This is a genomic window from Cryobacterium sp. 10I5 (assembly GCF_035019865.1).
GTDB lineage: Bacteria > Actinomycetota > Actinomycetes > Actinomycetales > Microbacteriaceae > Cryobacterium > Cryobacterium breve_A.
In genome coordinates, this window is record NZ_JASJVI010000097.1 from 1 (window position 1) to 12,945 (window position 12,945).

Here is a 12,945-nt window from a genome sequence, read left to right on the forward strand (position 1 = left end):
GGGGCGGGGAGTGCGGGACCGGGGTAGCCGGCGACGGTGCCGAAGCGGCCCGCGGCATCCGCACCGTCGATGACCTCGGACTGCCACTCGGCCCGCCAGGCCACGACCTCCTCGTGTGTGCGGCCGATGAAGTTCCACCACATCACGAGCTTCTCCGTGAACGGTTCGCCGCCGAGCAGCAGCACCCTGGCCGGGTGCCTCGAGTGGTTTTCCAGGCGGATGCTGCGGCGCCCCTCCGCGAGGTAGCCCAGCTCGCTGCGCGCGAGCGTCACGCCCTCGACGAGCACCGGTCCGCGGTCGACGAGTATCCCGTGCTCGAATGCGGGGTCGAGGTCCAGGTCGAGCGCGGCACCGGACGGAAGATCGACCTGCGCGCCGAGCACCGGGCTGTAGACCCGGGCCGCCGAAACGAGGGGGCCGGTACCGGCACCGGTGTCGCCTGCGAGGCCGCCGATGAACACTCGCGCGGTCGCCCCGCCGCCGAGCGGCGCCTGCGGAATCTTCAGGTGCTCGAAGTGCGGCGCCTGATGCCGGTGTTCCTCGGGCAGGGCGAGCCAGAGCTGCACGCCGTGCAGCACCCGGGTCTCGGGCGTCGACACCTCGGAGTGACTGATGCCGCGCCCCGCGGTCATCAGGTTGAGCTCGCCGGGGAGCACCGGGGCGTGGCTGCCTGCGCTGTCGCGGTGCTCGATCTCGCCTTCGAAGAGCCAGCTGACGGTCTGCAGACCGGTGTGCGGATGCGGCGGCACGACCATGCCACGCCGGGCGCCGTCCGCGACGCCTCCCGTCGCCTCCTCGCGAGTGCCCGAGCCCGTGCCGGTGCCGGTGGCGTTCCCCGACGCGGTTTCGGGCACGACCGGAGGTGCGATCTCGTCGGGGCCGTAGTGGTCGATGAAACACCACGCCCCGATCGTTGACCGGCCGCGCTGGGGCAGGGTGCGGCGCACGTTCATGGCCCGGGGGCCGCCGAGAGGCACGTCGCGCGGGAGCAGCAGGAGCACCGGAGCTGCGGCATCCGCCGTCTGGCCGGGGGCGGTCCGCGCACCAGCGGTGGCACTGCCCGCATCCACCGAATCGGAGGGAGTCGCGGTCGCCACGGCGCCGGTGCCGCCGGCGATCACGAGCTCGGAGGGGTCACGTTCGAGGTTGCTCACGCTCGCAGCCTAGGCGCAACTCCCCGGTCATTGGTGGAGACTCTGGCGGAGGGCGCCCGGAGCGGCCACTATGGACCTGCCGAGCACTCCTCGCGTCACCGAACCCCCTCGGCCCAGGAGCCGTCATGTCCGATCAGACCCCCGCGGGGACGCCGCCGATCCCCGGTCCCGCTGCCGACGCGGCCGCCCCGGCCGGCGCTGCCGCTGCCGCCAAAGCCGTCACCGACGTCGCCGGCGCCGGGGCGCAGGCCGCGGCCATCGAGGAGTTGCTCCCGGGGCTTCGCGCGCTCTACGAGGACCTGCACCGGAACCCCGAGCTTTCCTTTGCCGAGCACCGTACCGCGGCCCTCCTCGCCGGGCGGTTGCGCGCCCTCGGCTATGAGGTGACCGAGGGCGTCGGCCGCACCGGGGTCGTCGGTATCCTGCGCAACGGCGCCGGGCCCATCGTGCTGCTGCGCGCCGACTTCGACGCCCTGCCGGTCGCGGAGAGGACCGGGCTGGCGTATGCGAGCACGGTCACCCAGGTCGGCGTCGACGGCGTGGAGTCGCCCGTCATGCATGCCTGCGGCCACGACATGCACGCCACCTGGCTGGTCGGCGCCGCCGCGATCCTCGCCGGGCAGCGCGCGGACTGGTCGGGCACCCTCCAGCTCGTGTTCCAGCCGGCGGAGGAGCTCGGCGCAGGCGCCGCCGCGATGATCGACGACGGTTTCTTCGACCGCTTCGGAACGCCCGACATCACCCTCGGCCAGCACGTCACCCCGTGGCCGGCCGGCGAGCTGCTCTATCGCGCCGGGAGCGTCATGACCGCGGCCGATTCGATCCGCATCGTGCTGCACGGCACGGGGTCACACGGGTCCACCCCCGAGCAGTCCGTCGATCCCGTCGTGCTCGCGGCATCCGTCGTGCTGCGCCTCCAGGCGATCGTGTCGCGCGAGATCGCCGCCGCCGACTTCGGCGTGCTCACCATCGGCACCCTGCACGCCGGCACCAAGCAGAACATCATCCCCGACTCCGCCGAACTCGGCATCAGCATGCGCACCTACGAACCGCTCGTGCGTGAGCGGATGCTCGCGGCCATCGCCCGGATCGTCACCGGAGAGTGCGCCGCGGCCGGGTCGCCGCGCCCGCCGGAGATCGAGGTCACCTTCTCGGTGCCCGCCCTGGTCAACGAGCCGGCCCTGACAGCGGAGTTCGCGGGGCTCTTCACCGAACGCTTCGGCGCCGGCCGGGTGGGGGTCGGCCCGCAGGCGGCGCCGAGCGAGGACTTCGGCCTGTGGGGCACCCGCGCCGGCTGCCCGTCGTTCTTCTGGTTCACCGGGGGCGGCGACCCCGCCGCGTTCCGGGCCGCGATCGCCGCCGGCCGCATGCAGGACGTGCACTTCAACCACTCGCCGTTCTACGCTCCCGTGCAGGACCCCACGATCCAGACCGGCATCGAGGCCATGGTCACCGCCGCTCGCCACGCCCTCACCCGTTGAGAACCGCCGGCACACGAGGGAAGCGCCGAGTGTCGCCGCTGCCGCCGAGCGTCGCCTGTGGACCGGCGATTGTCGGCGCGAACGGCGACACTCGGGCTCGGGCTCGGGCTCAGGCGCGGACGCGGTCCTGCCGGGGCACGACGACCGTTTTGATGATCAGCAGGATCGAGGCCGTGACCGGGATCGCGATGAGCGCCCCGAGCATCCCGAGCAGTGCCCCGCCGGCGATCGCCCCGATCACCACGAGCGAGCCGGGCACGGCGATCGCCTTGTTCATCACCCGCGGGGTGAGCACGTACGCCTCGATCTGCAGGTACACGAGGTAGTACAGGCCGATCCAGAGTGCCGTCGCGGGGGAGGCGAGCAGGGCGACCGCGACCACGATCGCCGCGGCGAACACCGAGCCGATCAGCGGCACGAGCGCCAGCGCGAAGACCACGATCGCGAGCACCCCCGCGAACGGCACCCCGATGATGAGCATCGCCACGAGGCCGAGCCCCGAGTTCAGGCACGAGAGGAGCAGCATCCCGTTCACATAGCCGCCGATCGAGCCGGTGATCTGCTCGGAGATGTCGATGAAGCCCGGCCGGCGCGGGCGCGGCACCAGCGCATAGAGCGCCTTCTTCATTCCGTCGAGAGACGCGAGGAAGTACAGGCTCAGGATCAGCACGATCATTGCCCCGGTCACCCCATTGATGAGGCCGACCCCGACCCTGACCAGGCCGGACCCCACGAACAGCCAGCTCGCCGGGTCGGTCGCGAGCGCGATGAGCCCTTCGAACAGGGCGGGGAGGTCGATGATCCCGAGCTGGTCCGACAAGAAGATGAACCAGTCCTGGTGCTCGAGGTTGACCAGGTAGCCGGGCGCGAGCTGGGCGAAGGCCACGATCTGCCGCACGAACACCGGAAACACGAGCAGCACGATCAGCACGGCGATCACGGTGAGGGCCACGAAGACGAGCCCGATGGCGAGCGGGCGGCGCAGGCCCCGCGCGACGAGCATCCGCACCACGGGGTCGAGGCCGAGCGCGATGAACAGGGCGGCGCCGATCGAGATCAGGATCGTCGAGAGCGACGCAAGCGCGACACCGAGCACGACGGCCGCGAGCACGCCGAGAGCCCCGACGAATCCCGTGACGAAGGGAGAGCGCAGCGTCGCGGTGACCGAGACCGGCTCATCCAGCCGAGCGGATGCCGGCCCGCGACCCCAGCGCACGCCCGGCGTCACGCGCGGCCGGGACGCCTGGCTCCGGGCATCCGCCTGGTGCGGCCGCTTCGCGGGGAGGCCGTTGCTCGCGCGGGCCGGGACCTGCGGATTGCCCACGCCGTCCATGGTGCCGCCTCTCGCCGCCGTCGACCAGGTGCGGCTGCCGCACCGACCCGCTGATGAGGGTATTACCTCCCTGCGCGAGGCCGCAAGGATGGCCGCGTGGAGACATCCGTCACGCCTGCGGCGAACAGAGGCGCGCTTTGGTGGCTTCCCTCGTTACTCTCGATGTATCGGCGCCACACCTGCCCCTGGTGCCAAGGGAGTGATCACATGTTTGAGAGATTTACCGACCGAGCTCGTCGTGTCGTCGTTTTGGCCCAGGAAGAGGCCAAGATGCTCAACCACAACTACATCGGCACCGAGCACATCCTGCTCGGGCTGATCCACGAGGGTGAAGGCGTCGCCGCCAAGGCCCTCGAGAGCCTGGGCATTTCGCTCGACGCCGTGCGCGAGCAGGTCCAGGACATCATCGGCCAGGGCCAGCAGCAGCCGACCGGGCACATCCCGTTCACGCCGCGCGCCAAGAAGGTGCTCGAACTGAGCCTCCGCGAGGCACTGCAGCTCGGCCACAACTACATCGGCACCGAGCACATCCTGCTCGGCCTCATCCGCGAGGGTGAAGGCGTCGCCGCTCAGGTGCTCGTCAAGCTCGGCGCAGACCTCAACCGGGTGCGCCAGCAGGTCATCCAGCTCCTCTCCGGCTACCAGGGCAAGGAGCAGGTCCAGGTCGGCGCCAACGAGACGGCGAGCGGACCGGCGGGCAGCCAGATTCTCGACCAGTTCGGCCGCAACCTCACCCAGGCCGCACGCGAGAACAAGCTCGACCCCGTGATCGGTCGTGAGAAAGAGATCGAACGGGTCATGCAGATCCTGTCCCGACGATCGAAGAACAACCCGGTCCTGATCGGTGAGCCCGGCGTCGGCAAGACCGCGGTCGTCGAGGGCCTCGCCCAGGCCATCGTCAAGGGCGATGTTCCCGAGACGCTCAAGGACAAGCAGCTCTACTCGCTCGACCTCGGCTCGCTCATCGCCGGCAGCCGCTACCGCGGCGACTTCGAGGAGCGCCTGAAGAAGGTCACCAAGGAGATCCGCACCCGCGGCGACATCATCATCTTCATCGACGAGATCCACACCCTCGTCGGTGCCGGTGCCGCTGAGGGCGCCATCGACGCGGCCTCGATCCTCAAGCCGCTCCTCGCCCGCGGTGAGCTGCAGACGATCGGTGCGACCACGATCGACGAGTACCGCAAGCACTTCGAGAAGGATGCCGCGCTCGAGCGCCGCTTCCAGCCGATCCAGGTCGCGGAGCCGTCCCTTCCCCACACCATCAACATCCTCAAGGGACTGCGCGACCGGTACGAGGCGCACCACAAGGTATCCATCACCGATGGCGCGCTCGTGGCCGCGGCGAACCTCGCCGACCGTTACGTCTCCGACCGGTTCCTCCCGGACAAGGCCATCGACCTGATCGACGAGGCCGGTGCACGCCTCCGCCTCTCGATCCTGTCGAGCCCGCCCGAGCTGCGCGAATTCGACGAGAAGATCGCCGTCGTCCGCGCCGCGAAGGAGACCGCGATCGAGGACCAGGACTTCGAGAAGGCCGCCGGCCTGCGCGACGAGGAGAAGAACCTCCTCGGCGAGCGTCTCCGCCTCGAGAAGAAGTGGAAGTCCGGCGACGTCAAGACGACCGCCGTCGTCGACGAGGGCCTGATCGCCGAGGTTCTCGCCCAGGCGACCGGTATCCCGGTGTTCAAGCTCACCGAGGAGGAGTCCTCGCGGCTCGTCTTCATGGAGAAGGCCCTGCACCAGCGCGTCATCGGTCAGGAAGAGGCCATCTCGGCGCTCGCCAAGACCATTCGACGCACCCGTGCCGGACTCAAGGACCCGAAGCGCCCGAGCGGTTCGTTCATCTTCGCCGGCCCCACCGGCGTCGGCAAGACCGAACTCGCCAAGGCGCTCGCCGAGTTCCTCTTCGATGACGAGGCCGCCATGATCTCCCTCGACATGAGCGAGTACGGCGAGAAGCACACCGTGTCGCGCCTGTTCGGTGCGCCTCCCGGGTTCGTCGGCTTCGAAGAGGGCGGCCAGCTCACCGAGAAGGTGCGCCGCAAGCCGTTCTCCGTCGTGCTGTTCGACGAGATCGAGAAGGCCCACCCGGACATCTTCAACTCCCTGCTCCAGATTCTGGAAGAGGGCCGGTTGACGGATGGCCAGGGTCGCGTGATCGACTTCAAGAACACCGTGATCATCATGACCACGAACCTCGGCACCAAGGACATCAGCAGCTCGCCCGTCGGCTTCCAGCTCTCGGGCGACACGACGACCGGCTACGAGCGGATGAGCGGCAAGGTGAAGGAAGAGCTCAAGAAGCACTTCAAGCCCGAGTTCCTCAACCGCGTCGACGAGGTCATCGTGTTCCCCCAGCTGACCAAGCCGGAACTGCTCCAGATCGTGGACCTGTTCATCAAGCGCCTCAGCGACCGCCTGCTCGACCGCGACATGACCGTCGAACTGACGATCCCCGCGAAGGAGCACCTGATCGAGGTCGGCTTCGACCCCGCTCTCGGCGCCCGGCCGCTGCGCCGTGCGATCCAGCGCGAGGTGGAGGACCGTCTCTCCGAGAAGATCCTGCAGGGCGAGCTCAACGCGGGTGACCACGTGCACGTCGACTACCTCGCCGGCGAATACGTGTTCACCACGACGGCGCGAGCCACGGCCGTGTCCATCGGCGTGAACGCGTCGGCAGCCCTCGGCACAGGGTCGGGCACGCCCGACCTCGCGGTCGCCACGGACTAAGCACCAGACGCACGCAGCACATGCAGGAGCAGGAGTATTCGGTCCGCCGAGCGCGCACGAGTGACGTCCCCCGCATCCAGACCCTGGTGGCCCCTCTCGTCCAGGAGCGCATCCTGCTCGGCAAGGAGAGCGTCGTCTTCTACGAGGCGGTCCAGGAATTCCGTGTCGTCGAAGACACCCACGGTGAACTCATCGGCGTCGGCGCCCTGCACGTGATGTGGGAGGACCTCGGCGAGGTGCGCACCCTCGCCGTCACCGCAGACTGGCTCGGCCGCGGCGTCGGCCACGCCCTCCTCGCCCGACTCGAAGCGGATGCCCGCGAGCTCGGCCTGTCCCGCCTGTTCTGCCTCACCTTCGAGGTGCCCTTCTTCACCCGGCACGGATTCACCGACATGGGGTCCGAGACCGTCGACCCGCTCGTCTACGCCGAACTCGTCCGCTCCCACGACGAGGGCGTCGCCGAATTCCTCGACCTGGCCAGGGTCAAGCCGAACACGCTCGGCAACACCCGCATGGTGAAACGGCTCGGCTGACCACGTTCCCTCGCGCTTCCCGCGACGGTCGCCCCTCCGGTCGTCCGCCGGTTGTGCGCCGGTTGTCCGAACGCTTGTTCCGCCGACCCTTCCGCTGGCCCTTCCTGCGGTCATTCCGAGGTTCTGCCACGCGCCCGGGGTGCCGCGGACTGAGAGTTGCGGATGGAGGATTCTCGACACTTTGTATCTGAATTGCGTGCCCAGTTGAGCACTCTGCTTTCCAAAGAGTTAATCTCCTTGTCATTGAGAACGCACAGAGAGTCCATAGCCTTGCGGTGAACGCGAACGTGAACGCACCCGTGACCACGATCCCTGGTCGAACGGTGCTCGTCCCCCAGCACACCGAGGAGTTCCATGTCACCCGCTCACAGCAGCCGTCTCCGGCTGGCTTTCGCCTCTATTGTGGGAGTGAGCCTCGTGGCCGCTTCACTCCTGGCCGTTCCGGCCATGGCAAGCACCGCCGGTACCGGAATCGTGATCTCGGAGGCGTACCTCAACGGCGGCAGCGCCGGTGCGAGCTACCTTAACAAGTTCGTCGAGTTGTACAACCCCACGGATGCCGCGGTGGACCTCGCCGGGACGTCGCTGCAGTACCGCTCGCCGGCCGGCACCGCGAACCCCACCGGGCTGCTCGCGCTCACGGGATCGATCCCCGGTAAGGGCCACTACCTGATCCAGGGCAACTCGAATGCCGCGAACGGAGCCGTGCTCCCCACACCGGACGCCTCCCTTGCATTCTCCTTCGGGGCATCCGGCGGCACCCTCTTCCTGGCCAAACAGGCGACAGCGCTGACCGCACCGGCGACCGGCTCCCTCGTGAACGACCCCGCGATCATCGACCTGCTCGGCTACGGTTCCTCCACGACCTTCGAGACGGCGGCGGCTCCCGCGGCCTCGGTCACGACGTCCCTGGGGCGTACCGGTGAGCTCGACACCGATTCCAATGCCGCCGACTTCGTCGCCGGTGCCCCGACGCCCACGAACGCGACCGCATCCACGCCGACGCCGACCGCAACGGACACCCCGACCCCAAGCCCAACCCCGACGGCAACCGCGACTACGGCCCCGACCGCGACCCCGACCGCCCCGCCGGTCGCTGACATCCCGATCAGTGCGATCCAGGGCACCGGTGCGGCGAGCGAGTTGGTCGGCACGACCGTCACGACCCTCGGCGTCGTCACGGCCGCCTACCCGACCGGCGGCCTCGCCGGCTTCTCCCTGCAGACGGCAGGCACCGGCGGCGCCATCGACCCGGCGACGCACACCGCCTCCGACGCGGTCTTCGTGTACACCGGCACTGTCGCCGCGCCCGTCAGCATCGGCGACTACGTCTCGGTCACCGGGGCTGTCACCGAATACTTCGGGCTCACCGAGCTCACCCTCGCCGCGCCCGCCGACCTCGTCACGCTCGACAAGACCGGGATCGTGGCCCCACAGCCCGCAACAGTGACGCTCCCCACGACGGATGCCGCCCGCGAACCCTTCGAGGGAATGCTCCTCGCCCCTCAGGGCGCGTTCACCGTCACGAACAACTACTCGACGAACCAGTACGGCGAAATCGGTCTCGCCGCCGGGACCACCGCCCTCGTGACGCCCACGGCCACCGCCCGTCCGGGAACCGCCGAATACACCGCCGCGGTCGCCGCCAACGCCGCCCGCGCCGTCACCCTCGACGACGGCGCCACGACGAACTACCTCGCCACGGCCAACAAAGCCAAGCCGGTCCCGTACCTCTCCACCGACAGCCCCGTGCGCATCGGCGCAGCAGTGACCTTCACCAAGCCGGTCATCTTCGACTTCCGCAACAGCACCTGGAAGCTCCAGCCGACCGCCGAGCTCGTGCCGGCGACCGCGGCGGCCGTCCAGCCGGCGACCTTCGCCAACACCCGCACGGATGCCCCGCGTGCCGTCGGCGGAGACATCCGCCTGGCCACGTTCAACGTGCTCAACTATTTCCCGACCACCGGCGACTCCCTCACCGGCTGCACGTACTACTCCGACCGCGCCGGGACGCCGATCACCGTCAACAGCGGCTGTGACGCCCGCGGTGCCGCAACAGCAGTGAGCCTCGGCCGCCAGCAGGCGAAGATCGTGACCGCGATCAACGCCCTCGGCGCCCAGGTCGTCACCCTCGAGGAGATCGAGAACTCGGCCCGCTTCGGCAAGGACCGCGACGCGGCCCTGTCCACCCTCGTCGACGCCCTCAACACGGCCGCGGGGAGCGCGGTCTGGGCCTTCGTGCCGTCACCGGCCGCCCTCCCCGCGAGCGAGGACGTGATCCGCACCGGCTTCATCTACAAGACAGCGGCCGTCGAGACCGTCGGAAGCTCCAGCATCCTCGACGCCCCCGCCTTCGCCAACGCCCGCCAGCCTCTCGCCCAGGCATTCCGGCTGGTCGGTGACACCGGGAGTTCCTTCCTCGCAATCGTGAACCACTTCAAGTCGAAGGGCTCCGGAACGGGCGTCGACGCCGACCAGGGCGACGGCCAGGGCGCCTCGAATGCGTCCAGGGTCAACCAGGCGACGGCCCTCGTCGGCTTCGCCGACACGCTCAAGACCGATACCGGCATCAGCAGGGTCTTCCTCACAGGAGACTTCAACGCGTATGACCAGGAAGACCCGATCAAGGTCATCACGGACGCCGGGTACCTCAGCCAGGAAACCAAGTCGGGCGAGTACACCTACGCGTTCGGGGGAGCCGTCGGTTCGCTCGACCACGTCTTCGCCTCGCCGGAGGCCAACGCCGCCGTCACGGACGTCGACGTCTGGAACATCAACTCGGTCGAGTCCGTCGCCCTCGAGTACAGCCGGTACAACAACAACGTCACCGACTTCTACCGCGCCGACGCCTTCCGTTCCTCGGACCACGACCCCGCGGTCGTCGGGCTGAAGCTCGCGAGTGCGGCCAAGGTCGACATCAACCTGCTCAACATCAACGACTTCCATGGCCGGATCGACGCCAACACCGTCAAATTCGCCGGAACGGTCGAGCAGCTCAAGGCCGAATACGGCGACGCGGCGACCCTGTTCCTGTCCGACGGCGACAACATCGGCGCCTCGCTCTTCGCATCCGCCTCGCAGAAGGACCAGCCCACGATCGAGGTCCTCAACGCGCTCGGCCTGAAGGCATCCGCCGTGGGCAACCACGAGTTCGACCAGGGACTCGCCGACCTCACCGGCCGCGTCAGCACGGCCGCCGATTTCGACTACCTCGGCGCCAACGTGTACCAGCTCGGCACGGAGACGCCGGCCCTGCCGGAGTATTCGCTCCAGGACGTCGCGGGCGTCACGGTCGCCGTGATCGGCGCCGTCACCGAGGAGACCCCGTCTCTCGTCTCCCCGAACGGCATCGCCACCCTGAGCTTCGGTGATCCGGTCGCCGCAGTGAACCGGGTCGCTGCCCAGCTCAGCGACGGCAATCCCGCCAACGGCGAGGCCGATGTGCTCATCGCCGAATACCACGAGGGCGCCGGCGCCGGAGCCCCGGACGGCGCGACACTCGACACCGAGCTCGCGCTCACCGACACCGCGTTCGCGCAGATCGTCACGCAGACAGCGCCGACGGTCGACGCGATCCTGACCGGCCACACCCACAAGCAGTACGCCTGGGACGCCCAGGTCCCTGATGCGGCCGCCGGCGTCACCCGCCCGGTGCTGCAGACGGGCAGCTACGGCGAGAACATCGGTCAGATCGTGTTGAGCTTCGACCCGGCGACCGGCCTCACCACCACGGTCAAGAACCAGAACGTCAAGCGGTCGACGGCCGCAGACGCCACCCTCACGGCCGCCTACCCGCGGGCCGCGGCCGTGAAGACGATCACGGATGCCGCGCTCGCCCAGGCCGCCACGATCGGCAACCAGCCGATCGGGTCCGTGACCGCCGATGTGACCCGGGCCTGCGCCGGTGGCGTCGCTCCCTGCGTCGAGAACCGTGCCGCGGCATCCACTCTCGGCACGCTCGTCGCCAACTCGCTGCGCGACTCCCTCGCCGACCCGGTCACGGGCGGCGCCGAAATCGGCGTCGTCAACCCGGGCGGTATGCGTGCGGACCTCAGCCAGGCCCCGGACGGCGTCGTCAGCTACGCCGAGGCCAATGCGGTGCTGCCGTTCCTGAACAACCTCTGGACGACCAGCCTGACCGGGGCGCAGTTCAAGACCGTGCTCGAGCAGCAGTGGCAGCGCGATGCGGCCGGTGCTGTGCCGAGCAGGCCCTTCCTGCAGCTCGGACTCTCGGACAACGTTGACTACACCTTCGATGCGAGCCGCGCCGAAGGCGATCGCATCACCGGGATCTGGATCGACGGACAGGCGATCGACCCGGCGCACTCCTACCGGATCGGGTCGTTCAACTTCCTGATCACGGGCGGTGACAACTTCCGGGAATTCACCCAGGGTGCGGGAACGCGCGATTCGGGCCTCGTCGACCGGGATGCGTGGATCTCCTACCTCACCGAGCACAGCCCGCTGGCTCCGTCCTCCGCGGCCCGCCAGGCATCCGTCTCCGGCGCCGCGACCACGGCCGTCTCGCCGGGCGACTCGGTGAGTCTGAACGTGTCTGGCCTCAACCTGACCTCGCTCGGCGCACCGAAGAACACCGAACTGGCGCTGGGCCTGAGGGGCAGCACGGTGAACCTCGGGACCACCCCCGTCGACGCCACCGGCACGGCAACCGTCACGTTCACTGTCCCGGCGGATGCCGCGGCCGCGAGCGTGCTCGAACTGACGGCCAAGGAGTCGGGAACCATGGTGCGGGTCGCCCTCACCGTCACTGCGCTCACGCCTCCCGTGACGCGGCTCGCGGGGGCCGACCGGTTCGAGACGTCGGCTGCGGTGTCGGCGGCGAGTTTCGCTCCGGGGGTTCCGGTGGTGTACATCGCCCGTGGCGGTGCGTTCCCGGATGCGTTGTCCGGTGCTGCGGCAGCGGCGAAGGATGGTGCGCCTGTTCTCCTGGTGCGGACGGACGGCATCCCGGCGGCCGTGCAGGCCGAACTCACTCGCCTGCAGCCCGGCCGGATCGTCGTCCTGGGTAGTTCGGTCTCGGTGAACGATGCGGTGGCCACGGCGCTTGAGGACTCGACGTCCGGGACCGTGACGCGGCTCGCGGGGGCCGACCGGTTCGAGACGTCGGCTGCAGTGTCGGCGGCGAGTTTCGCTCCGGGGGTTCCGGTGGTGTACATCGCCAGTGGCGGGGCGTTCCCGGATGCGTTGTCCGGTGCTGCGGCTGCGGCAAAGGATGGCGCGCCTGTTCTCCTGGTGCGGACGGACGGCATCCCGGCGGCCGTGCAGGCCGAACTCACCCGCCTGCATCCGGCCAGAATCGTGGTGCTCGGGAACACTGACGTCGTGGGCGCTGCGATAGCGGATCAGCTTGCGGGCTTCATCGGCTAGCCCGGCAGCATCCCCACCTCGCGCCGCCGCGCAGGGAGACCTGAACCGTCTCTCTGCGGGGCGGCGTTCTCGTTGTTGGTCACAGGCAACCGCGGCTCCTGCCACGACCGGCAATCGTCGCCGACACGCACTCCATTCCCGGGGCTGCCGGGCAAAGCTGGTTAGCCTTGGGGCATGTCGACGATCAAACATCCGGTCGGCCCCCAGTCAAGCAAGGTCTACTGGCGCCGCCGCCTCATCGTGGGTCTTGGCCTGCTCTTCGTGATAGTCATCATCGTGCTGATCGTGGTGCGCCCGGGATCCGGCAGTGGCCAGCCCGCCCC

The 12,945-nt window shown here is 69.2% G+C and carries 6 protein-coding genes; 4 read left to right on the forward strand and 2 right to left on the reverse strand.

The window, feature by feature from the left end:
* On the reverse strand, positions 1-1,154 hold a 1,154-nt coding region (locus QN350_RS17025; protein ID WP_416347741.1), incomplete at its 3' end, for a pirin family protein.
* A gap of 125 nt (positions 1,155-1,279) precedes the next feature.
* Here QN350_RS17025 and QN350_RS17030 point away from each other — a divergent pair.
* The gene (locus QN350_RS17030; RefSeq protein WP_323503708.1) at positions 1,280-2,635 is read left to right on the forward strand and encodes an amidohydrolase; all 1,356 of its coding nucleotides are present in this window, start codon (positions 1,280-1,282) and stop codon (positions 2,633-2,635) included.
* Between the two features lie 109 nt (positions 2,636-2,744).
* Here QN350_RS17030 and QN350_RS17035 read toward each other — a convergent pair whose 3' ends face one another.
* The gene (locus QN350_RS17035; protein ID WP_323503707.1) at positions 2,745-3,968 is read right to left on the reverse strand and encodes an AI-2E family transporter; all 1,224 of its coding nucleotides are present in this window, start codon (positions 3,966-3,968) and stop codon (positions 2,745-2,747) included.
* A 207-nt stretch (positions 3,969-4,175) separates the two neighbouring features.
* On the opposite strand from QN350_RS17035, the gene QN350_RS17040 reads away from it, so the two are divergent.
* From QN350_RS17040 to QN350_RS17050, 3 genes are all read left to right on the forward strand, one after another.
* Positions 4,176-6,701 carry an ATP-dependent Clp protease ATP-binding subunit gene (locus QN350_RS17040; RefSeq protein ID WP_322138740.1) on the forward strand — a complete coding sequence of 842 codons (2,526 nt, stop codon included), beginning with the start codon at positions 4,176-4,178 and terminating at the stop codon, positions 6,699-6,701.
* A gap of 20 nt (positions 6,702-6,721) precedes the next feature.
* Positions 6,722-7,234, forward strand: coding sequence for an amino-acid N-acetyltransferase (locus QN350_RS17045; RefSeq protein ID WP_322138741.1), 513 nt, complete (start codon positions 6,722-6,724; stop codon positions 7,232-7,234).
* A 354-nt stretch (positions 7,235-7,588) separates the two neighbouring features.
* Entirely contained in the window at positions 7,589-12,622 is a 5,034-nt protein-coding gene (locus tag QN350_RS17050) for an ExeM/NucH family extracellular endonuclease (RefSeq protein WP_416347742.1), read from the forward strand.
* The last annotated feature ends 323 nt before the right edge of the window (positions 12,623-12,945 follow it).